18 protein-coding genes are annotated in these 22,661 nt (G+C 68.4%); 7 read left to right on the top strand and 11 right to left on the bottom strand.

Annotation, left to right across the window (positions count from 1 at the left end; genetic code table 11):
• Positions 1–195: hypothetical protein (locus ABZ004_RS30930; protein WP_355684613.1), on the bottom strand; the 195-nt coding region annotated here is incomplete at its 3' end.
• Between ABZ004_RS30930 and ABZ004_RS30925 the strand changes: the two genes are divergently transcribed.
• The 3 genes from ABZ004_RS30925 (at position 184) to ABZ004_RS30915 (ending at position 5,059) form a co-directional block, all read left to right on the top strand.
• Entirely contained in the window at positions 184–2,106 is a 1,923-nt protein-coding gene (locus ABZ004_RS30925) for a M43 family zinc metalloprotease (protein ID WP_355684612.1), read from the top strand. The genes ABZ004_RS30930 and ABZ004_RS30925 overlap by 12 nt on opposite strands.
• A 293-nt stretch (positions 2,107–2,399) precedes the next feature.
• Positions 2,400–3,719: a M20/M25/M40 family metallo-hydrolase gene (locus tag ABZ004_RS30920; RefSeq protein ID WP_355684611.1), complete on the top strand. Its 1,320-nt coding sequence runs from the start codon at positions 2,400–2,402 to the stop codon at positions 3,717–3,719.
• Positions 3,720–3,724: 5 nt separating this feature from the next.
• Positions 3,725–5,059: an HAD-IA family hydrolase gene (locus ABZ004_RS30915; RefSeq protein WP_355684610.1), complete on the top strand. Its 1,335-nt coding sequence runs from the start codon at positions 3,725–3,727 to the stop codon at positions 5,057–5,059.
• An 88-nt stretch (positions 5,060–5,147) separates the two neighbouring features.
• On the opposite strand, the gene ABZ004_RS30910 is transcribed toward ABZ004_RS30915, so the two are convergent.
• A complete protein-coding gene (locus ABZ004_RS30910) occupies positions 5,148–5,495 on the bottom strand; it encodes a hypothetical protein (RefSeq protein ID WP_355684609.1) in 348 nt (115 codons plus the stop codon).
• Between ABZ004_RS30910 and ABZ004_RS30905 the strand changes: the two genes are divergently transcribed.
• Positions 5,464–7,482 (top strand): glycoside hydrolase family 3 C-terminal domain-containing protein, encoded by a 2,019-nt coding sequence (locus ABZ004_RS30905; RefSeq protein WP_355684608.1) that lies wholly within the window; start codon positions 5,464–5,466, stop codon positions 7,480–7,482. The two genes, ABZ004_RS30910 and ABZ004_RS30905, sit on opposite strands and share 32 nt — an antisense overlap.
• Here ABZ004_RS30905 and ABZ004_RS30900 read toward each other — a convergent pair.
• The 3 genes from ABZ004_RS30900 to pcaD form a co-directional block, all read right to left on the bottom strand.
• A complete protein-coding gene (locus ABZ004_RS30900) occupies positions 7,479–9,422 on the bottom strand; it encodes a TIGR03960 family B12-binding radical SAM protein (protein ID WP_355684607.1) in 1,944 nt (647 codons plus the stop codon). The two genes, ABZ004_RS30905 and ABZ004_RS30900, sit on opposite strands and share 4 nt — an antisense overlap.
• A 67-nt stretch (positions 9,423–9,489) precedes the next feature.
• Positions 9,490–11,937, bottom strand: a complete 2,448-nt coding sequence (locus ABZ004_RS30895; RefSeq protein ID WP_355684606.1) for a hypothetical protein — start codon at positions 11,935–11,937, stop codon at positions 9,490–9,492.
• Between the two features lie 118 nt (positions 11,938–12,055).
• Positions 12,056–12,814 (bottom strand): 3-oxoadipate enol-lactonase, encoded by a 759-nt coding sequence (pcaD, locus tag ABZ004_RS30890; RefSeq protein WP_355684605.1) that lies wholly within the window; start codon positions 12,812–12,814, stop codon positions 12,056–12,058.
• Between the two features lie 36 nt (positions 12,815–12,850).
• Between pcaD and ABZ004_RS30885 the strand changes: the two genes are divergently transcribed.
• On the top strand, positions 12,851–13,816 hold the full coding sequence (locus ABZ004_RS30885) for an asparaginase (RefSeq protein ID WP_355684604.1): 966 nt from the start codon (positions 12,851–12,853) through the stop codon (positions 13,814–13,816).
• 132 nt (positions 13,817–13,948) lie between these two features.
• Here ABZ004_RS30885 and ABZ004_RS30880 read toward each other — a convergent pair whose 3' ends face one another.
• Positions 13,949–14,359 (bottom strand): DUF2000 domain-containing protein, encoded by a 411-nt coding sequence (locus tag ABZ004_RS30880; RefSeq protein WP_355684603.1) that lies wholly within the window; start codon positions 14,357–14,359, stop codon positions 13,949–13,951.
• A gap of 103 nt (positions 14,360–14,462) precedes the next feature.
• Here ABZ004_RS30880 and ABZ004_RS30875 point away from each other — a divergent pair, with 103 nt between their 5' ends.
• Positions 14,463–14,921 carry an Lrp/AsnC family transcriptional regulator gene (locus tag ABZ004_RS30875; protein ID WP_355684602.1) on the top strand — a complete coding sequence of 153 codons (459 nt, stop codon included), beginning with the start codon at positions 14,463–14,465 and terminating at the stop codon, positions 14,919–14,921.
• A 56-nt stretch (positions 14,922–14,977) separates the two neighbouring features.
• On the opposite strand, the gene ABZ004_RS30870 is transcribed toward ABZ004_RS30875, so the two are convergent.
• A complete protein-coding gene (locus tag ABZ004_RS30870) occupies positions 14,978–15,742 on the bottom strand; it encodes a hypothetical protein (RefSeq protein ID WP_355684601.1) in 765 nt (254 codons plus the stop codon).
• A gap of 159 nt (positions 15,743–15,901) precedes the next feature.
• Positions 15,902–16,309 (bottom strand): hypothetical protein, encoded by a 408-nt coding sequence (locus ABZ004_RS30865; RefSeq protein ID WP_355684600.1) that lies wholly within the window; start codon positions 16,307–16,309, stop codon positions 15,902–15,904.
• Positions 16,310–16,435: 126 nt separating this feature from the next.
• On the opposite strand from ABZ004_RS30865, the gene ABZ004_RS30860 reads away from it, so the two are divergent.
• Positions 16,436–18,904 carry an NB-ARC domain-containing protein gene (locus ABZ004_RS30860; RefSeq protein ID WP_355684599.1) on the top strand — a complete coding sequence of 823 codons (2,469 nt, stop codon included), beginning with the start codon at positions 16,436–16,438 and terminating at the stop codon, positions 18,902–18,904.
• Positions 18,905–18,916: 12 nt separating this feature from the next.
• Here the strand turns inward: ABZ004_RS30860 and rodA are convergent, their stop codons facing one another.
• The 3 genes from rodA to mreD are packed head-to-tail and all read right to left on the bottom strand — an operon-like array spanning position 18,917 to position 22,661.
• Positions 18,917–20,086 (bottom strand): rod shape-determining protein RodA, encoded by a 1,170-nt coding sequence (gene rodA, locus ABZ004_RS30855; protein WP_355684598.1) that lies wholly within the window; start codon positions 20,084–20,086, stop codon positions 18,917–18,919.
• Complete coding sequence (gene mrdA / locus ABZ004_RS30850; RefSeq protein WP_355684597.1) at positions 20,083–22,134, bottom strand: penicillin-binding protein 2; 2,052 nt, start codon at positions 22,132–22,134, stop codon at positions 20,083–20,085. Before mrdA ends, rodA begins: the two co-directional genes overlap by 4 nt.
• Positions 22,131–22,661: a rod shape-determining protein MreD gene (gene mreD, locus ABZ004_RS30845; RefSeq protein ID WP_355684596.1), complete on the bottom strand. Its 531-nt coding sequence runs from the start codon at positions 22,659–22,661 to the stop codon at positions 22,131–22,133. Before mreD ends, mrdA begins: the two co-directional genes overlap by 4 nt.

Genomic DNA, 22,661 nt, shown 5'->3' with positions numbered 1-22,661 from the left:
GGTGCGGTCACCGGGGGCGGTGGCTCCGGCGGTGTGGGTGCGGGCGGCGGAATGCCCGGCGGTGCCGGTGGCGCGGGCGGTGCCGGTGGTGCCGGTGGTGGAATGCCTGGCGGTGGGGGCGGGATGTCCGGGGGCGACCCGGGACGGGCTGACCAGCCGCCGACGCGGCGTGAGTGTGGGGTGATGGATGTCCACCGCAGGCTGCTGAGCACCTCGGCGGAGTACGTCGCCGCCCGGTCCGCGCTGGAGAACGCGACGACGCAGTACGTGGCCCGCCAGCAGCGTTTTGCCGGGATCGCGAAGATCCCCGTCGTCGTCCACGTGGTCTGGAACACCAGCGCGCAGAACATCTCGCAGGCCCAGATCGACAGCCAGATCGCGGTCCTGAACCGCGACTTCCGCGCGACCAACACCGACATCGGGTTCGTCCCGGCGCCCTTCCAGCCGCTGGTCGCCGACGCGAAGATCGAGTTCGCCCTGGCCACCACCGACCCGAACGGCAACCCGACCACCGGTGTCACCCGGACGCAGACCAGCCAGGCCTCGTTCGGCACCGACGACAAGGTGAAGAAGACAGCGACCGGCGGCATCGACGCCTGGAACCCGGACAAATACCTGAACCTCTGGGTCTGCCAGCTCGGCGGCGGCCTGCTCGGCTACGCCCAGTTCCCGGGCGGCCCGGCGGACACCGACGGCGTGGTGATCCTGCACAGCGGCTTCGGCACGACCGGTACGGCGGCGGCGCCGTTCGACCTGGGCCGGACGGCGACCCACGAGATCGGGCACTACCTGAACCTGTTCCACATCTGGGGCGACGACGGCACCGGGTGCAGCGGCAGCGACGAGGTCGCGGACACCCCGAACCAGGGCGGCCCCAACTTCGGCGTACCGGCGTTCCCCAAGCTGTCCTGCAGCAACGGGCCGAACGGCGATCTGTTCGTCGACTACATGGACTACACCGACGACCGCGGCATGGTGATGTTCACCAACGACCAGGTGGCGCGGATGCAGGCGTGTCTGGACAATGCCCGGCCGAACCTCAACCAGGGCTCCGCGGGCGCCACCGGTATGCCGGAGCCGGCCGGATCGGTGCTCTCGTGGGGTGCGGACCGGCTCGACGCGTTCGTGATCGGCACGGATCGCGCGCTGTGGCACAAGTGGTACGACGCGGGCTGGGGCCCGTCGGTGAGTGGCTACGAATCCTTGGGTGGTGTCTGTATGAGTGCTCCCGAAGTGGCGTCCTGGGGACCGGATCGCCTCGACGCGTTCGTCCTCGGCACGGACCGGGCGCTGTACCACAAGTGGTGGGACGGCTCGGCCTGGAACGGTTACGAGTCCCTCGGCGGCATCTGCATGAGCCCGCCGAGAGTGGCCAGCTGGGGACCGAACCGGCTCGACGCGTTCGTCCTCGGCACCGACCGGGCGCTCTACCACAAGTGGTACGACGGGAGCGGCTGGAACGGATTCGAGTCCCTCGGCGGCGTCTGCATGAGTCCGCCCGAAGTGGTTGCCTGGGGCCCCGATCGGCTGGATGTCTTCGTCCTCGGCACGGACAACGCGGTGTATCACAAGTGGTGGGACGGCTCGGCCTGGAATGGGTTCGAGTCCCTCGGCGGTGTCTGTGCATCGACCCCGACGGCGGTCGCGTGGGGACCGAACCGGCTCGACTTGTTCGTCATCGGAACCGACTTCGCGCTGTACCACAAGTGGTACGACGGGACCGGCTGGTCGGCCGACTGGGAGTACCTGGGCGGCATCTGCGCGAGTGCGCCGACCGCGGTCTCGTGGGGCTCCGGGCGGCTGGACGTCTTCGTCACCGGAACCGATTCGGCCTTGTATCACAAGTGGTTCGACGGTTCGTGGGCTGCCGACTGGGAGTACCTGGGCGGCGTCTGCGTCGGCGAGCCACGAGTCACCGCCTGGGGCTCCGATCGGCTGGACGTCTTCGTCGAGGGAACCGACAGCGGGCTCTATCACAAGTGGTGGGACGGCTCGAACTGGGGACCGTCGCTGACCGGCTACGAACCACTCGGTGGCGTGATCGCCGACTTCAGGCTGCCCCTTCCCGTCGAGGAGCCGGCGGCACCGCAAGTGGTGATGAGCTGAACACCGCCGATCTGATCGGGCGGTGGACGCACTCCTTCGAGGAGGACCACGACGGGCTGTCCGTCTACCGCCGCGACGACTTCGCCTTCCCGCCGGCCCGTGGCCGGCGGGGGGTGGAGTTCGGCCCGGACGGCAGCTTCGTCGAATGGGCCATCGGCCGGGGTGACGCCCCTGAACCGCACCCCGGCCGGTGGCAGTCCTCGGGCGCGATCACCCGCGAGGGCGGGATGCCCGGCGAGGCCCGGATCGTCAGCCTCACGCCCGATCGGCTCGAAATGACTTGGTAGGGAGATATGAGAGCACCCGTGCGCTATCTCGTCGTACCGACCGCGGATGTCGCCGGTGGCGCCACCGCGGCGCACTTCGGCGACAAGTCGATCCTCTGGGTGCCGGCCGATCAGCGGCTCGGCCGGGGCTCCCGAACGGCTCCCGGTCTGCTGGTCGTCACGCAGGTCGGCCGGAGTTTCCAGGACGAGTATCCGGAGGTGACGCCGTTGCTGGATCACGGCCGTCAGCTGGTGATCTCGGCTGCCGACAAACCCCGGAAGCGGTCCAACCATTGCTGGCGGATCGATCCGCTCCAGCCGGGAACCTTCGTCGAGGTTGCTTCTGCTCGGGCTTCCCGGGTCGATCCCTCGGTGGCGAACCTCCTCGGCCAGCTTTCGCCCACGTCGTACCAGGCGGATCTCACCTGGTTGGCGAGTCTGCCGACGAGGCACTCGCTGAGCGCGTCGTTCAAGACCGCGGTGGATTTCGCTGCAGCGCGAATGGTTGCCCTCGGCTACACCACGACCCGGATGCCGATCACCGTCGGAGCAGGGCATTCGGAGAATCTGATCGGCGATCGGCCCGGTGCCGGACCGGGTCCGCGAGGGCTCGTGGTGATCACCGCGCATCTTGATTCGATCAACCTCGCGGGCGGTCCGGCGGGGAATGCGCCAGGTGCCGACGACAACGCGAGTGGGGCGGCCGGCGTACTGGAACTCGGGCGGCTGTTGTCGAGTCAAGGCTGGCAACACGACGTACGGCTGATTCTCTTCGGTGGCGAGGAAGAGGGGCTGTTCGGGAGCAAGCAGTACGTCGCGACGTTGCCGGCCGCTGAGCGATCGCGGGTCCGGGCTGTGCTCAACATGGACATGATTGCTTCCAAGAACAGTGCGGTGCCGGCGGTGTTGCTGGAGGGAGCGGCGGTTTCGTCCGGGCAGATCGCGGATCTGGCGACGGCGGCCGCGACGTACACCGGATTGAAGGTTGAGACCTCGCTGAATCCGTTCGCCAGCGATCATGTGCCGTTCATCAACGCGGCGATGCCGGCCGTGCTGACCATCGAGGGTGCGGACAGCGCGAACGGGCACATCCATTCGGCCAACGACACGCTCAACTTCCTCGACTGGTCGCTGGCCGCGGAGATCCTGCGAATGAACGCCGCCGCCTTGGCGGGCTGGCTGGTCCCGGCGGTGGCGCAGCGGCCGATCGTCGCCGGTCCGGTGGTTGCCTGGGGCCCGAACCGGCTCGACGTCTTCGTCACCGGACCCGACCACGCCCTGCACCACAAGGCGTGGGACGGCGACACGTGGTCCGGCTACGAGACCCTGGGAGGCGTAATAGGCTAGCCCGGGTGACGCACCTGGACTGGAGTGGTTGCCGCAACACGCGCGATCTAGGGGGACTTCCGACCCGGTACGGCGTACGCACGCGCGCCGGAACCCTGATCCGCACCGATTCCCTGCATGAGCTGGACGACGCCGGCCGCACCACCTTCGCCGAGCTCGGCGCCGGCCTGGTGCTCGACCTCCGGTCGGACTCGGAGATCGGCGAGGGACATCCAGGCGCCGGCGATCCGGCGTACCGGCGTATTCCCTGGATCGATCCGCTGGCTGACAAGCACTTCGTGCCCTCGCCCACGTTGGCCGAGACGTATCGCGGCAGCCTCGACCGCAATCGCGGTCACATCGTTCAGGTGCTGCGGGCCGTCGCTGACGCGCCCGCCAACCGTCCGGTCGTGGTGCACTGCCACGCCGGCAAGGACCGAACCGGACTGCTGATCGCCCTGCTCCTGGAATTGGCCGGCGTGCGTCGGGAAGCGATCGCAGCAGACTACGCCTTGAGCGAGGTCCGGCTAGGGCTGCAGGGCGCCGATCCGTACCGTCGCACGGCGCCGGAGACGATTCTGGATTCGCTGGGGTTCGTGGATTCGGCGTACGGCGGGATTCGTGGGTATCTCGGCTGGCTCGGGCTGTCGGCGGGTGAGATCCATCGACTGGTGGCGCGGCTGGTGCCGGTGCTGGTCGAGGCGGTGGTGTTCGACTTCGACGGGTTGCTGATGGACACCGAGACGACGCTGGTGGAGGCCTGGAAGGCGGAGTGGCGGCATCACGGGCTGGAGCTCGATCTCGACGACGGGTTCTGGCCGGGGCACGGCGGCGACACCTTCGCCTCGCACACCGCGAAGCTCGCCGCGGCCGTCGGGCCCGGGTTCGACCACGACGAGAGTTTCGCGCGGCGGTGGGCCTTTCGCGAAGAGCTGCACCAAGGGCTGGACTTCCGGCCGGGGATCCGGGACTGGCTGGCCGAAGCCCGGAGCGGCGGTTTGCGGGTCGCGATCGCCAGCAGTTCCACGCGCGAGTGGGTGGTCGGCAATCTGGAGCGCGTCGGTGCGGTGAACCTGTTCGACCAGATCACCACCGGCGACGAGGTCTCGCGGCACAAGCCCGATCCGGAGATCTACCAACTGGCGCTGCAGCGGCTCGGCCTGAAGGGCGAGCAGACGGTCGCCGTCGAAGACACCTCGCACGGCACGGTCGCGGCCGCCGCCGCAGGCATGTGGACGGTCGCGATCCCCAACCCTTTCGTCACTCCGGAGGCGGTCGGGCATGCCGACCTGGTCCTGGGCAGCGCAGCAGACCTCCCCCTCAGCGAGGTCATCCTGAAGGTCTCTTCGACCAAAGACTGATTCCCGGGTCCACCGATAGTTGATGAAGGGAACCGTCGGTCGGACGCGCCGATGAGACTCGCTCGGCAGACTCCGTGGCATGTCTCCTTCACTCACCCGCCGTGGATTCGTCGCGTCGTCCCTGGCTGTGGCGGTAGCCGGCGGGGTCGGGGTCACCCAGGCTGCTCCGCTCCCCCACGGCATCGACCTGGACCGGATCAAGCAGCTCCTGAGCCGGATGTCGGTCGCCGACAAGATCGCCCAGCTGAACATCCCGCTGGTCCTGCCGCAGTTCCTGCACGGCGACGTCGACCGATCCGACCGGGACACCGGAGAACCAGGAGAAGTACGTCCGCGGCGGGGTCGAGGCCGGTGGGCTGAAACTCGGCCCGGGCGGTGGCTTCTTCGGCCTGGTGAACGAGTCGGTGTTCGGATCCTTCCCGTTGCCGGACGCCAAGACCCCGCGGGAGCAGGCGGTTCGGCACAACGCGCTGCAAAAGATTGCCGCGGGCACCGAACTCGGCATCCCGTTGCTGCAGATCAGCGAAGGCACCCACGGATCGGTCGGCCCCGGCTCGACCGTCTTCCCCGAAGGCCTCGGCCTCGGCGCGAGCTGGAATCCCGCGCTGATCGGCAAGGTTTTCGACGTGGTCGGCACCGAGGCTCGCGCGGTCGGCATCCACACCGTCAGCACGGTGATGGCCGAACTCACCCGCGATCCTCGCTACGGCCGCGCGATCTGGTCGTTCAGCGAGGATCCCTGGCTCACCACCCAGTACGTGGTGGCGCTGGTCGCCGGGTTGCAGGGCGACGACTTGCGCGCGGACGATGCGGTGATCGCCTCCCTGTGCACGTTTCCGGTCGAGTCGCCGAACACCGGCGGGCTGGAAGGAGCGCCGATCGAGCTCGGTGAGCGGGAGCTGCGCGCGATCCACCTGCCGCCCTGGCGAGCCGGTTTCGCAGCCGGTGCGCTGATGACGGAGGCGAGCGAGCAGGTGATCGACGGCATCTCGGTGCACGGCTCCCCGGCGTACCTGACCGGGCTTCTGCGCGAGGAGCTCGGGTTCGCCGGCGCGGTGATCGGGATCGGGTTCGACGGGATGCTCCAAGATCGCATCGCCGCCGACGACATCGAGGCGGGCGCGCTGGCGCTGAAGGCGGGCCTGGACATCAGCCTGGGCTGGCGCGACGCCTATCTGCAGTCGCTGAAGACCGCGCTCGATCGCGGCCTGGTCTCCGAGCGGTTGCTCGACCGGGCGGTGACGCGCGTGCTGGCCCTCAAACAGGTCCTCGGACTCTTCGACCATCCGTACGTCGACGCCGAGCGGGCGCAGCGGGTCGTCAACCAGCCGGTGCATCGAGCGATCGCGGCACAGGTGGCACGCGAGTCGATGGTCCTGCTCCGCAACGAGGGCGGTCTGCTCCCGATCAAGCCCGGCGTACGGCGTATCGCCGTGATCGGGCCGAATGCGGACGATGCCGAGAACCTGCTCGGGGACTACGCGGCTTCCCCGCAGTTGCACGACGTACCGTCGATCCTGGCCGGGATCAAGGCCGTCGCGGGCTCCCGCTCGATCAGCTATGCGAAAGGTTGCGAGGTGACCGGCGAGGATCGGTCCGGGTTCGCCGCGGCGGTCGCAGCGGCGAAGCAGGCCGAGCTGGCGATCGTCGTACTGGGTGAGCAGACCAAAGGTGGCTACCTCGGTGCGCGGACGAACGGCGAGCTGGCGGACGTCTCCAGTCTCGACCTGTCCGGTGTGCAGCAGGAACTGCTCGAAGCGGTGTCTGCGACTGGGACCCCCGTCGTGCTTGTCCTGGTGAACGGGCGGGCGCTGTCGGTGCGCTGGGCGGCAGAGCACGTCCCGGCGATTCTGGAGGCCTGGCTTCCCGGTGAGCAGGGCGGTCATGCGGTCGCCGACGTGCTGTTCGGGGTGTCCGAGCCTGGTGGCCGGCTGCCGGTGACCTTTCCGCGTAGCGTCGGCCAGTTGCCGATGTACTACAACCAGAAAGGCTCGCGCTATCACTCGGAAGGGTATGTGGACGGGCCTGCGTCGCCCCTGTATCCGTTCGGATACGGGCTCAGCTATACGACCTTCTCGTTGGGGAAGCCGCGGTTGACTGCCGCACGGATCAGCCGGTCGGGGCAGACCGAAGTAGAGGTCGAGGTCACCAACACCGGCAAGCGGGCAGGCAGCGAGGTCGTGCAGTTGTACGTGACCGACTTGGCGGCGTCTGTCGTGCTACCGGAGATTCAGCTCAAGGGCGCACAGAAGGTCGCGCTGGAGCCGGGAGCCAGGATCACCGTGCGCCTCGTAGTACGGGCTGAAGATCTTGCTCTGGTCGACGCTGCCGGAACTCTTGTTGTCGAACCGGGTGATTTCGATCTGCACGTCGGAACGTCGTCGACTGCGTTTGCGGCGACGCTCCGACTGACAGTGCGTTAGACGACGGAGAGCGGCAGGAGTTTCTTACCGGTGGGGCCGATCTGGATCTCGGTGCCCATCTGCGGGCAGACGCCGCAGTCGAAGCACGGGGTCCAGCGGCAGTCCTCGACCTCGATCGCGCCGTCCTCCTCGAGGGCGTCCTGCCAGTCCTCCCAGAGCCACTCGCGGTCGAGACCGGAGTCCAGGTGATCCCAGGGCAGGACTTCGGCGTACTCGCGCTCGCGGGTGGTGTACCAGGCGAGGTCGATCGGCTCGTCGGCCAGTGCGGTGTCGGCGGCCTCGATCCAGCGCTCGTAGGAGAAGTGCTCGCTCCAGCCGTCGAACCGGCCGCCGTCGCGCCAGACCTGCTCGATGATCCGGCCGACCCGGCGATCACCGCGGGACAGCAGGCCTTCGATGATGCCGGGCTTGCCGTCGTGGTACCGGAAGCCGATCGCCTTCGCGTACTTCTTGTCCGACCGGATCGCCGAGTTGAGCTTGGCCAGCCGGGCGTCGGTCTCCTCGACGCCGAGCTGCGAGGCCCACTGGAACGGCGTGTGCGGCTTCGGCACGAACCCGCCGATCGACACCGTGCAGCGGATGTCGTTGCGCCCGGTCACCTCCCGACCGGTCGCGATCACCCGCTTCGCCAGGTCGGCGATCGCCAGTACGTCCTCGTCGGTCTCGGTCGGCAGCCCGCACATGAAGTAGAGCTTCACCTGCCGCCAGCCATGGCTGTACGCCGCGGCGACGGTGCGGATCAGGTCTTCCTCGCTGACCATCTTGTTGATCACCTTGCGCATCCGGTCCGACCCGCCCTCGGGGGCGAACGTCAGACCGCTGCGCCGGCCGTTGCGGGAGAACTCGTTGGCCAGCGTGATGTTGAACGCGTCGACCCTGGTCGACGGCAACGACAGCGACACGTTGCTGCCCTCGTACCGGTCGCCCAGGCCCTTCGCCACCTCGGCGATCTCGCTGTGGTCGGCCGAGCTCAGGCTGAGCAGGCCGACCTCCTCGAAGCCGGACTGCTTCAGGCCGTTCTCGACCATGTCGCCGATCGTGGTGATGCTGCGCTCGCGGACCGGGCGGGTGATCATCCCGGCCTGGCAGAACCGGCAGCCCCGGGTGCAGCCACGGAAGATCTCCACCGAGTACCGCTCGTGGACGGTCTCGGCGAGCGGGACCAGCGGCTTCTTCGGGTACGGCCAGGCATCCAGGTCCATCACGGTGTGCTTGGCGGTCCGCCACGGCACGCCCGGCTTGTTCGGGGCGACCCGCTTGATCCGGCCGTCCTCGAGGTAGTCGACGGTGAAGAACTTGGGGATGTAGACGCCACCAGACTTCGCCAGCCGGAGCAGCACCTCGTCCCGGCCGCCCGGCTCACCCTCGTCCTTCCACTCCCGGATCACCTCGGAGATCGCGAGCACGATCTCCTCGCCGTCACCGAGCACCGCCGCGTCGATGAAGTCGGCGATCGGTTCGGGGTTGAACGCGGAGTGCCCGCCGACCAGCACGATCGGGTCCTCGTCGGTCCGGTCCACGGCGTACAGCGGGATGCCGGCCAGATCGATGGCGTTGAGCATGTTGGTGTAGCCGAGCTCGGTCGACAGCGACATCCCGAACACGTCGAACGCCCGGACCGGCCGGTGGCTGTCGAGGGTGAACTGCGGGATAGGGCCCAACGCATCACCTTCGCGCATGACCTTTTCCATGTCCGGCCAGACGGCATACGTCCGCTCCGCCAGGGTGTGCTCGCGCTCGTTCAGCACTTCGTACAGGATCTGCACGCCCTGGTTCGGCAGGCCGACCTCGTAGGCATCCGGGTACATCAGCGCCCAGCGGACACTGACCGAATCCCAGTCCTTACTGACCGAGTTCAGCTCACCGCCGACGTACTGGATCGGCTTCTGCACCGTCGGCAGCAGCGGCTCCAGGCGCGGGAACAAGGACTCAACAGTCATCACAGAACTTCCAGATCGAGGTCAAAGCGCCTACCAGCCTAACGCGCCCGGCGGCGGACTCCGATCATCAGCGGGGTGCTGGGGCTTTCCAGATGCTCCGGCCGAAGGTGGCGGCGTAGACGGTGGCCCCGTCGCCGCTGACCTTGACGTCCAGAACCGAGGTCTGCGGCAGGCCGCCGGCGATCTGGGTCCAGTGGTGGGCACCGGAGCGGACCGTGTACGCACCGAAGTCGGTCGCGGCGTACAGGCGGTTGCGGACCGGGTCATAGGTGAGCATCTCGACCGGGGCGTTCGGCAGGTTGCCGCTCGCATCCGTCCAGGTCCGACCGCCGTTGCGAGTCTCGAAGACCGACGACGCCGCCGATCCCTCGCGGAACCCGGACAGCGCGACCCAGACGTGATCGGCCGAGCGCGGGTCGACGACGACAGAGTTCACCCAACGCTGCGGTACGCCGGTCAGCTTCGTCCAGGTCTGGCCGAGATCGCCGCTGCGCCAGAGCAGCCCGTTGTCCGTACCGACGTACAAGGTGCTGGAGTCGTTGCCGACGCCGATCGCGCTGATCGTGTGGTACGCGTTGGTGTAGACCGGGTCCGGCTGCTCGGTGGGAGGGCCACCGGCCAGGTCGGCCGCGCCGGCCGGCGAGATCGCGGTGAACGTGTGCGCCCGGTCGGTGGATCGGTCGAGCACGTTGCCACCGAAGTACACGATCGACGGGTCCTTCGGGTCGAAGGCCATCGGAGCGTCCGTGGTGGTCCGCTCGCTGTGCCGGGTGCCGAAGTTCCAGGAGGTCTCGGTGCCGTTCACGTCCTGGTGCCCGTGGCAGGTCCCTTGCTGCAGGCACTCGTAGTAGATGTCGTGGTTGGTTGGGTCGATCAGCACCCAGTGCCCGTCACCGCCGCCGAACGAGTTGAACTGCGTGAGGTCGCCGGGTGGTGTCGCCGCTGTCCACGAGCGAACACTGCCGTTGTCCTGCAGCCCGGTAGCCAGCCGGTTCGGGTCGTCTTTTGCGACCGCGAGATGGTACGACTGGTTGAACGGCTCGACCTCGGCATGCACGAAGGTGTTGGTCGCACCGTTCTGATCCGACCGGTAGACGCCGCCGTCGTTACCGACGTACAGGCGGTTCGGTACGTTCGGGTCCCAGGCCATCGCGTGCTGGTCGGCGTGAAGCCCGGCCAGCGCGGACCAGGTCTGGCCGCCATCGGTGGAGGCGCGCATGTTCAGATCTGCGTTGAACACGTGGTCGGGGTTTGCCGGATCGACCCAGAGCTTGGCGAACCACCACTCGTACCGGCTGTTGCCGCCGGCCTTGCCGCCAGCTGCGAACGACGTACCGAAGTCGTTGGAGACGTAGAAGCCCTTGTCAGCTCCGTACTGTGTGCCGGTGATGACGTAGACCCGGTCCGGTCGGCTGGGCGCGATCGCCAGCCCGATCCGGCCGAGTGATGCATCCGAGGTGAGACCTGTCGCATCACCGGCGGAGAGCGTGGTGACGTTCTCCAGCCGTGTCCAGGTGGTCCCGCCGTCGCTCGACCGGAACAGCCCTGAGCCCACCCCGCCGTACGTGCGGAGACCGGCGGTCCGATGGTGGTCCCACATCGCCGCCAGCATCCGGCGCGGGTTCACCGGATCGATCACGATGTCGACCGCGCCCGTCGTGTCGTTGCTCGGGGCAATGACCCGCTGCCAGCTACGGCCGCCGTTCTCACTGCGATAGAGACCACGTTGCGCAACCGGCTTGTACGGCGAGCCGGAGGCCGCCACGAAGATTCGCTGGGGGTTCGACGGGTCGACCGCGATCCGCCCGATGGCAGCGCTGTCCCTGAGGCCCCGGTTGCGCCACGAGCGGCCGCCGTCGGTGGACGAGTAGATCCCGTCCCCGAAGAACGTCAGCCCGCCGCCTGGCGGGTTCGCCTCACCGGTACCGGCCCACAGGGTGCCGTCCGAGCCGCGCTCGAGCGCACCCATCGTCTGGTTCTGCCCACTCGGCCAGGCCGGGGTGAAGGTCCTGGCGGCATCCGTACTGCGCCAGACGCCGCCGCCCGAGGCAGCGACGTACGTCGTGTCCGGGCGGCTCGGGTCCACCACGAGACCGACGATCCGGCCACCGATGTTGGACGGGCCCACGTAGCTCCAGCTCTTCTTGTCGGCGTCCTGCGGAATCAGCGCTGCCTGGGCTCGCGCCTGGCGGATCTGGTCGAGGCTGATGTCTTTGCCGGAGGAGAACTTGGTGGTGAGGTAATCCGCCGGTCCGGTCGCTCCGGCGCCGGCCCGCTCCTGCAGTTCGAAGTGCGCGGCGCAGATAGCCGGCATCCCAGCGGTCTCCGTCTCGGCCGGCTCACCGGAGAACTTGTGCTCGACCCGCTCCCAGCTGGCCTCCGCGCGCTGCCCGACCGAAGGCGGTCGCACCATCCCGCAGTTGTCCCGCGCGCTCGCAGCGACGAGTCCCCCACCGACCAGAGCGACAGCCAGCAGGCCACCACCCGCGATCCGTATCCGCCGACCTCTGAACATGCCGACCACGTCTCCTCACCGGGCGCCGGCCCGGAGGGGCGTCTCCGAGCCTGGGCCAGGGATGTTCCTACCCGCCTTCGCGAACCCGGAAACTGGACCGGTTCACAGAGGCTCGGGCTCAGGTGAGGTGGGCGAGGAGGAGGGGGTTGATGCGGTCGGGGTGGGTGTAGGTGACCAGGTGGGCGGCGTTCTCGATGATTTCCAGGTGGGCGCCGGGGATCTGGGCGGCCAGCGGGACCACCGTTTCCGGCGGGATCGAGGTGTCGCCTTCTGCCGTGACCAGGAGGACGGGAGCGGTGATGTTGGCGAGGTCGTCGCGGAGGTCCAGCGCGCCGAGCGCCTCGCAGCAAGCGGCGTACCCCTCGGCGGGAGTCTTGAGGAGCTGCTGGCGCACCAGATCGACCTCGGCTTGGTGAGCTTCGGCGTACTCCGGAAGGAACCATCTGCCGAGCGTCGCCTCGGCGATCGCCTGGGTGCCTTCGGCGCGGACCTGAGCCGCCCGGTCGGTCCACATCTGGGCGCCCGCCGCCGGGTACGCCGGTGGGCAGAGCAGCGCGAACCTGCTGAACCTCGCCGGCGCGTTCTCCGCGAGCCAGAGGCCGACCGCGCCGCCGAGCGAGATCCCGACGTACGCGGCCTGCTCCACCATCAACTCGTTGAGCAGCTCGACGACATCGCCGCCGAGGTCCTCGATCGCATACGGCCCAGCCGGTACGCCGGAACCGCCGTGCCCCCGATGATCGAAGGCGATCACCCGGAACCGCTCCGACAGGGCTGGGATCTGCGGCGCCCAGATCGCCCGGGTCGCCCCCAGCGGCGAGCCGAGCAGTACGACGGGCGCCTTCTCCGGTCCACTCACCTCATAGTCGAGTCGCATACATCCCACCCTACGGACGTTGTTAGCCTGCGCGACATGAGCAACGGTGTCCCTGGGCTGGATTCGGTCGTGGAGCTGGCCGAGGTGGTGCGGAGCGGGTTCGTCGAGAGCCGGCATTTCGGGCTGGCGGTGGCGCTTTCACCGGACGGGTCCCGGGTGTTCGCCGCAGGCGCTGTGGACGCGGTCGTGTTGCCGCGATCGACGGCCAAGCCGTTGCAGGCGGTGGGCAGCTTCGTCGCCGGCGCTGTGCTGGAGGACGAGGAGGCGGCGATCGCGGCCGGCTCGCATACTGGTACCGATCGGCATGTCGCGCTGGTGGACCGGATGCTGGCCGCGGCCGGGCTCGACCGGGACGCGTTGGGATGCCCGCCGGACCGGCCGGAGGACGAGCCGACCCGGTTCCGATTGATTGCCGAGGGCATCGGTCCGTCGCCGGTCCGGATGAACTGCTCCGGCAAGCACGCCGCGATGCTGATGGCAACAGTTGCTGGCAGCAATGACCCCGTGGGCTATCTCGACGCGGACTCCCCCGTCCAGCGCACGATCGCGGCCGAGATCGAACGCCTCACCGGCGCGGCAACCGGGATCGTCACCACCGACGGCTGCGGCGCACCCCTCCTCGGCATGCCGCTGGACGGCCTGGCCCGCGCATTCGGCCGCCTGGCAACAGCACCACCCGGTACGCCGGACAGCCGCGTAGCCGCCGCCATGCGTCTCTACCCAGCACTCGTCGGCGGCCACGGCCACCTCAACACCGAGGTGATGCGCCTACTCCCCGGCGTCATCGCCAAGGGCGGCGCCGAGGGCGTCATAGCCATGGCCGCCCCCAACGGCCACGCAGTCGCGGTGAAGGTGATCGACGGCAACCCCCGAGCGACCACCGCCCTCGGCCTGGCGCTGCTGGAGAAATGCGGCCTCGATGTCTCCGCTGCCGACGAACTCCGCAGGGTCCAAGTCCTAGGCGGCGGCCTACCGGTCGGCGAAATCATCGTGAAGCTCTAGCGCGCCAACCACCTGGCTCGGAAAGCCCCGCTCACGCGCAGACCCGGCACGGGCGGGGCCGAACCCAGTGCAACCCGGGCCGTCCCGCGGCAGCTCGGGCTCAGCCCGGGGCAGCTCGGCTTGGGTCGGGGGCTAGCGGTAGAGCTTTAGGGCGCCGGTTAGGGAGTCGATGGTGGGGCGAGGGCCGTAGAGGGCCAGGCCTAGGTATTCGACGTCTTCGGACTTCGTTCCGCTGAGCGTTGCCGACATTTGCTCGTAGGTGCGGGCCTTCTGCGCGACCTGGTTCATGTCGTGCACGGTCACGCCATCTCGGGTGACTGCCTGGGTCCGGAGCTCGTGGAGTTGCTCGGCGCTTGCCCGTAGTACGGGGATCGGGTGAGCGCACATGCCGGTGTGGATGCCGCCGGACCCGTCCACGGTGTCCTTGCCGACGACGTCGTCGTGGTGATGCCCCAGCGCGACGCCGAGCAATGCGGCGGTGTTCAGGGCGACACCAATCGGCGCCTCGTCGGCGATCACCACGACCATCTTCTCTGCCAGCACCCTTGTCTCCTTCGTCCGGACCAACGCGGAAACACTAGGCAGATCATCGGCTGACTTTCCCGCCTGCCGAACGAAATTCGGCGAATCTGCGAAACTGAGCGTCATGGACGAACTTGATACGGCTCTCCTGCGGCTCCTGCAGAACGACGCGCGGCGGACCAACCGCGAGATGGCGGCCGAGCTAGGCATCGCGCCGTCGACCTGTCTCGAGCGGGTACGGGGCTTGCGCGACCGCGGCGTCATCAGCGGCTACCACGCCGAGGTCGAGCTGAAGGCAATCGACCGCTCGACCCAGGCGATCATCTCGATCAAGCTCCGCCCGCAGGCGATGGCGGTCGCGCTCACGTTCCAGGACTACGTGCAGAACCTGCCGCAGACCCTCGAGATCTTCATGGTCTCCGGCGCCTCCGACTTCCTCGCCCACGTAGCCGTCAAAGACACCACCGCCCTCCGCGACCTGGTCCTCAACCTCGCCAAACGTCAGGAGATCGCCGACATCCGCAGCTCAGTAGTCTTCGAACACCACCGCCGCACCACCGTCATGCCCCTCCCCAACCGCTAACCACGACGTACCGCGCGCGCTGTTGGCGGCCGCCGCAGGCTGGTGGTGGGGCTTGGCTAGGTGCCGGTCTTGGGGCCGCCGAGGACCTTTTTGGCCTTGTCGACTGCCAGTTTGGTGGCGCCGTCGAGTTCGCCGGGGGCGCCGGCGTAGATGAAGACGGAGAGGATGACGTCGTTCACCCCGGTGATGGCCGCGGTGGCTTCGCCGCCCTCTTGCGGTCCGCTGATGCCGGTCAGCCGGAAGGCGAACGGGTGCTCGCCGAACTTGGGCGCGGAGATCTCCTCCACGACCATCGACGAGGTGCCCTGACCGGAGACCTTCAGAGTGACCTTCTTGCAGGAGTTCACCGCCGCCTTGTACGCCGTCTGCAGCGCGAGCACCTTCTTCGCGTCGCCCATCGCGTCCAGGCCGTAGTCGATGTCCGGCCCTTCCTGCCCGGCGGAGAACGAGCGAGACACGCTCACCGTCGAACCGGGGGCGACGTCGGCGTTGAGGTACTTCACCAACGTCTTGCACTTCGCGTCCTTGGACGAGAACGGCTTGGCCGAAGCGTCCGAGGGATCGTCCGGCACGACCGACAACCCGCTGGGCAGGTCCGCCAGCACCAGCAGCGCCTTCGTGAGCTGGGCCTTGGTGCGCTCGACCGGCTGACCACCGGTGGACGGCGTCGTGGTCGGATCCGCCGGGGCGGTCGGCGTACTGGAGCTCGGTGCCGTCGGGGTCTGCGTCGGAGCCGGCGTACCGGTCTTCTTGTCGTCCCCGCAGGATGCGAGCGACAAGGCCATCAGCGCGACGAGCGAGAACGAGACGATTTTCGACATGGTCCCTTCCAGGGCCGGATCCCGCAACAAGAACGGCAGCCTACAGCCCTGCGCCGACAACCAGCCCGAGCCGCACCGAGCGTCCACCGTGTGGTCGGTCCACCGCGCCGCGCCGTGATCGAGCCGAACGCCCTGGCTCGATCACGGCGTCCCTCCGGATCAGCTCCAGGCGCAGGCGATGACCCGGTCGCCATCGACCAGGCACGGCTGCAGCTCACCGATCAACCCGTAGTACGCCGGAGTCGCGACCGTTTCGCCGTCCCCAAGCCGGTTCTCATTGCGAGAGCCCGCGACGTAACCCTTGCCATACGGGTTGTAGTACAGGGCAATCTCGTCACCCAGCTTCGCGTTCAGAAGCCAGGCCTGGTAGGAGTACGAGCCGGGATGGTCGGACTCGCAGCGGCGCAGCTCGATTTCTCGCCCTTCGAACGAGCGGTACTTCTCCACGTGGTAGTGCTCGAAGCAGACGATCGGTCCCGCCTGCGCTGCCACCGGGACCACCACCGATCCGCCGATCACCCCCGCAAGCGCCAGGAACACCGACGCAACTCTGACTTGAATCTTCACATTCACTCCATTGCTCACTGGTCTGTCACCGCAGGCCAGCTTGCTGGTCCAGACCGGTCTGGCGCGACCGTATCTGTACGTAGCCGGGTACGTAGGTTGACCCGATCAGGCGGTAGAACCGAGGCCGTGGGGGCAGCTGCTGATTCGTCCAGGACGCCGGTCGAGGTCACGTCGTTCGTGGGTCGCGAGCAGCAGATCCGCGCCGGGCTGGTCCGGCTGGAGCGAACCAGGCTGCTGACGCTGCTCGGTCCAGGTGGCGTCGGCAAGACGCGGCTCGCCGCGCGGCTGGTCCGCGCGCTGGCCCGGACCCGGGTCAGGACGCAGGTTCGGTGGTGCTCCTTGAGCGACGTCCAGGATGCTCCCGATGCCGCGAGCGTCGAGCGAACCGTGGCGGAGGCCCTCGGGGCCGAGCTTCTCACCGAGCATTCGGCGCGTCGGATGATCCTCGATCGGCTCGCCGAGTGCGATGAGCCGGTCTTGCTGGTGCTCGACAACTGTGAGCACGTAGTGGCCGCCGCCGGCTCCTTGGTCAGCGCGCTGCTTGCGGCGGACGAACAGGTGCAGATTCTGGTCACCAGTCGTGAGGCGCTCGGGTGTGCCGGTGAGGAGCTGTTCGACGTACCACCGTTGACAGTCGGCGGTGGACAGTCCGAGGCGCTCGAGCTCTTCGAACAGCGGGCGAAGGCCGTCGGAGTGGTTGTCCAGGCTGCTGAGCGGGAGGCAGCCGCGCAGCTGTGTCAACGGCTGGACGGACTGCCGCTGGCCATCGAGTTGGCTGCGGCTGGGCTCCGCAGCCAGTCGGTGAACGAGATTCTGGCCCGGCTGGACGGTACGCCGGCCGACCAGCGCTTCCGGCTGCTCACCGGAGGACCCCGGCATGGCGCTCACCCCATGCATCACAGCATCCAGGCGGTCGTCGAGTGGAGCTACCGGCTCTGCACAACTGCCGAACAGGCGTTGTGGACCCGTCTGTCCGTCTTCGAGGGCGGTTGGAACTTGGCTGCTGCCGAGGCGGTCTGCACCGGACCGGATCTGCCGGTGGACAAGGTGCTGACCGTCATCACCGAGCTTGTCGGCAAGTCGGTCGTGATTGCCGACCGCTGCGACGGCACGACGCGCTACCGGATGCTGGAAACGCTGCGGCAGTACGGCAGCGCCCAGCTCACCGACGCCGATGAGCTACGGCGCCGCCATCGCGACTACCTGCTGGCTTTTGCCCGGGAAGCCGCCGATCAATGGTTCGGCGAGCATGAGCTGACATACCTCCGGCGGGCCCACTCCGACCTGGCCAACCTTCGGGCGGCCTTGGCCTGGAGTACGGCGACTCCCGGCGAGGAAGCGGCCGGCCTTGAGTTGTCAGTGTCCCTGGCGCGATTGAGATTGCAGTTCTACCTCGGCAATTCCGGCGAGACGATCGACTGGCTGCGGGACGGCCTGACTGCTGTCGGTCCCGACGGGCCGGCAGAGCTGAGACTCTGGGCAGTGACTCTGGCCGGGGTGACCGCGCTCTGCCAGGGCGATCTCAAGACTGCCGACGACATGCTGACGCTGTGCCGAGCAGCGCCCGTCGATCCGGACGACATCGTGACCGCGGCGCTTACCGCACGGTTCGTCGGTCTTTACGCCTTCTTCGCCCAGGGTGATCCGCGGTCGATCGCCGCGCTGCAGCACTCCGTCGAGTTGTTCGAGCAAGCCGGACCGGGATACGCCGGGGAACGCGCCACCTCGTTGCTGTTCGCTGGCCTGGCCGCCGACTGGTACGGCTCGGACGAGCAAGCGGCAGAACTCACGAGCCGGTACGCCGCGGAGACGAAGGCCGTCGGTGCCAACTGGGCGTACGCGTGGGCGCTGCTGGCGTGCGGTCTCGCCGTGATCTGGCATGGCAACCCACGCGACTTGCCGCCGATCGAACGGCCGAGAAAAGAGCCGGGAGACCACTGGGGGCTGCTCTACCTGATCCATCTGATCGCCTGGAGGGCAGCCGCGGTGATCAAGCATCAGCCGACCGGGCCGGAGTCGGACCACGCGAACGCGCTCCGGGCGGCTCGCGCTCTGGGTGGCGCTCACCGGCTGGGCGAACGGTATCGCGTCGCCCTCTCCGTGCTCCCTCCCTTCCGGGACGCGAACGCCGAGGCCGAACGGGTCGCTGTCCAGATCCTCGGCCGGACCTGCTTCGACGAGACCTTCCAGGCCGCCCAAGCACGCGAGTACGCCGACCTCGCGGCGCTGGTCGCCCCTGACGACAACACCGACAGCAGCACCGCCGATGGCGTGGACAACAACCCCAAGGCCAGCCGGCCGGACGCGGGCAACGCCGAGGGCAGCAGCTGGCTGGGCGGTGGCAACGCCGAGGGCAGCCGGTCGGGGGGTCGCGGCAGCCGCTGGGGCGAGCTGACGCCGACGGAGCAACAGGTCGCGCTGCTGGCGGCGCAGGGTTTCAGCGACGCCCAGATCGCCCGGCGCCGGGTGTGCTCGGTGCGCACGGTCGAGAAGCATCTCGAGAACACTCGCCGCAAGCTTCTGGTCGAGTCGCGCCATGGGATCGCCCAGTGGATCCCCACCGCACCAGCTGCTCAGCCACCGCTTCGGCCCTGACGAGCTACCGCTTCAGATCTGGTGGGAGCGGAGGTGGATGTTCTGCAGGAGGCCTACGGCGAGGAGGCCGGCGAACATGGACGAGCCACCGTAGGAGACGAACGGGAGGGGGAGGCCGGTGACCGGCATGATGCCCAGGGTCATGCCGATGTTCTCGAAGGCCTGGAAGGCGAACCAGCAGACGATGCCGGTGGCGATCAGCCGGCCGAAGGCGTCCCGGGCGTTGACGGCGATCCGGAGTCCGCGCCAGAGGATCACCGCGAACAGGATGATGATCGCGCCGGCGCCGATCAGGCCGAGCTCCTCCCCCGCGACGGTGAAGACGAAGTCGGTGTGCTGCTCGGGCACGAAGGCGTTCTGCGTCTGCGAGCCGTGGAACAGCCCCTGGCCGAACACGCCGCCGTTGCCGATCGCGATCCGGGCCTGGTTGACGTTGTAGCCGATGCCCTGGGTGTCGTGCGACGGGTCGGCGAACGCGGTGAAGCGGGCGATCTGGTACTTCTTCAGCACGTTGAACTGGATCGCCAGCACCGCGATCACCACGGCCGCCGTGACGATGCCGAGCATCCAGCGCTTCGGGACGCCGGAGACCGCGATGATGCCGAACACGATCGAGCCGAGCACCATCACGGTGCCGAGGTCCGGTTGCAGCATCACCAGCAGCACCGGGACGGCGGCGACCGCGATCGCCTGGGCGATGTCGATGGTCCGGGCGTTCTCCCGGTGGTTCGTCTCGCCCTTCTCGGCGATCAGCAGGGCCATCCCGACGATCACCGCGAGTTTGGCGAACTCGCTCGGCTGGATCGACATCCAGGGCAGCTCGATCCACGACCGGGATCCGTTGATCACCGCGCCGACCCCTGGCACCAGCACCAGGATCAGCCCGACCACGGATCCGGCGTACAGCACCGGGGCGAGGATGCGGACCCGCCGGTGGTCGGTGAGGGCGGCGCCGATCGCGAGGATCAGGCCGATCGCGAAGTTGAGCGCATGCCGGACGAGAAACTCGTGCTGGTTGCCGTTGGTGAGCGAGCTGCGGTGCGAGGTCGCCGACCAGATCAGCAGGCTGCCGATCGCCGCCAGCGCGAGCACGCCGATCACCAGCACCCAGTCGGCCTGCCACAACGCCGAGCGTCGATCCACCCTCGGCCGGGACGCCCGCAGCGGCGTCAGCAGACTCATTGCTTCGCCTTCTTCTCGGGCGGCGCGGGCTTGATGTTGTAGAGCGTCTCGTAGATGTGCCGCACCGCCGTTCCCGAGGCGCCCGAACCGCTACCGGCCTGGCTGATCATCATCACCACGGCGTAGCGATCGGTGTACGTCGCGAACCACGACGTCGTCTGCTTGCCGTAGACCTCGGCCGTCCCTGTCTTGGACCGCACCGGCACCTGGTCCAGCGGGAACCCGGTGAACTTCCACGCCGCCGTGCCGATCCGGGTCGTGTCCAGCAGGCCCTTGTCGATGAACTTCAGCGTCGACGCGGGCACCGGCAGCCGGCCGGCCACCTTCGGCGGGATCGCCTTGGCCTTGCCGTTCGCCCCGATCACCTTCTTGGCCACCCGCGGCTCCCACAGCGTGCCGCCGTTCGAGAGCGCGGAGTAGACCGTTGCCAACTGCAACGGAGTCAGCGTGGTGTCGCCCTGCCCGATCGAGAAGTTCACCGCGTCACCGGCGCGGTACCGGTACCCATCGGCGCAGAACTCCCGGGAGAACTGCTTCAGGAAGGACGACGTCCCGGCCGGCGGGTTGTCGGCCAGCTTGCAGTAGTAGTCCTTCTGGGCGTCGTAGTACTGCTTCTTCCACTTCCGGTCCGCGATCCGGCCGGAGGCCTCGCCGGGCAGATCGATCCCGGTCGGCCGGCCGAGCCCGAAGCTCTTGGCCATCTCGACCAGCGGATCGCGCACGTTGATGTCGCCGGAGTTGCCGCCTTCGCGCAGCCACAGGGCGTAGGCGATCTGGTAGAAGAACGTGTCGCAGGAGATCGCCAGCGCCTGCTGGAAACCGATCATCCCGAACGGGGTGGTCTCGTAGTTCTTGAACTTGCGGTCCCCGACCGTGAACGACGGCGCACAGTCCAGCCGGGTCTTCGTGCTGTAGCCGTTCGCCAGGGCGGCCGCGGTGGTGATCGGCTTGAAGGTCGAACCGGGCGCGAGCTGGCCCTGCAACGCGCGCGACAGCAACGGCGTACCGGCTTGGGGTGAGTACAGGGCGTCGAGTTCGCGTTGGGAGATACCGCCGACCCAGACGCCCGGGTCGTAGGTCGGGTAGCTGGCCATCCCGACGATCTGGCCGGTGTGCGTGTCCATCACCACGGCCGCGCCCGAGTCGGCCACGTACTTCCGCTTGGTCACCGGGTCGGTCTGCTTGCGCGCGGTCATGATCGCGCCGCGCAGCTCCTTCTCGACCGATGCCTGGACCCGCGCGTCGATGCTGGTCATCAAGGTCGACCCCGGCACCGGCGCGGTCTGGCTCTTCACGCCGGTCGTGTACCCGACCGCGTCGACGACCACGTTCTTCACACCTGGTGTCCCGCGCAGCATCGCGTCGTACGTGCGCTCGAGACCGGCCCGGCCGACCAGATCGGACCGGTGCCCGACCGAGTCCTGCCCGGCCTTGTCCAGTGCGTCCAGCTCGTCCGTCGTGATCGGCGAGAGATACCCGAGCATGTGCGCCGCGTTCACCCCGTAAGGCGCCGGGTAGGCCCGCAAGGCGGTCGACTCGGCGGCGACACCCGGGAAGTCCTCGCGGCGCTCCATCACCTCGATCGCGATCTGCTCGCTGACGTCCTTCGCGACCGGGATCGGCTGGTACGGCGTACCGTTCCAGCAGGCCGGCGGCTTCGAGGCGCCGGGCTCACCGCAGAGCATCGTGCGCGCCTTCAGGTCGGCCGGTTTCTGACCGAGCACCTTGGCCAGCCGGACCAGCATCGCCTGCTGCTGCGCGTCGGGCAGCTTGGCCAGCACGGATCGGTCGACCGTGATCACCAGGGACACCCGGTTGCCGACCAGGGTCCGGCCGGCCGCGTCGACGATCGTTCCGCGCGGTGCCGGGATCAGCACCTCGCGAGTGTGGTTCTGGGTCGCCGCCTGCGAGTAGTCCGCCGAGGACAGCACCTGCATGTAGACGAGCCGCGCGAACAACGTGCTCAGCAACGAGAAGACCAGCACCCCGATGACGAACAGGCGCAGCCGCGGCTTCAGCGGGGCCGGGTTGAAGCTGTCGAAACTCATGGCAGCACCCGCCGCTCCCGAACCGGGACGAACCGCCGCATCACCCACAGCACCAGCGGAATCACCACGATCGCCCCGACCACGTCGTACCCGGCCGCGATCCCCAGCCGGACCCCGAGCTCACTCCAGTCGACCGCCGGATCGTGCAGCAGCGAACCGGTCGCGCAGTACACGACGAGCGAGACCGCGGCGGCCAGCACGACGGTCAGTGCAACGCCGAGCGGCCCCACCGGTCCGGCCGAAGCCTCCCGCCGGATCATCCCGGCGATATACCCGGACAGCGCGAGGGCGAGCGCCCACCGTCCGGCGGTGTGATCGGCCGGCGGCGCGATATCGAGCAGCAGCCCGCCGGCGAAGCCGGCGATCGCACCCCATTCCGGCCCACGGGCCAATCCGAGGGCGACGACAACGATCATCACCAGGTCACACGTCACGCCCGCGACCGCCAGCTGCGGCAGCATCGAGGTCTGCACGGTGACGGCGATCATCAGCAACAGTGCGGCGATCACGATCCGGAGCGAGGTCAT

The sequence above is a fragment of the Kribbella sp. NPDC006257 genome (genome assembly GCF_040613535.1).
In the GTDB taxonomy this organism is placed as follows: Bacteria; Actinomycetota; Actinomycetes; order Propionibacteriales; family Kribbellaceae; genus Kribbella.
Note: the sequence above shows the minus strand (reverse complement) of the source record. Positions and strands in the feature narration are given on the sequence as shown.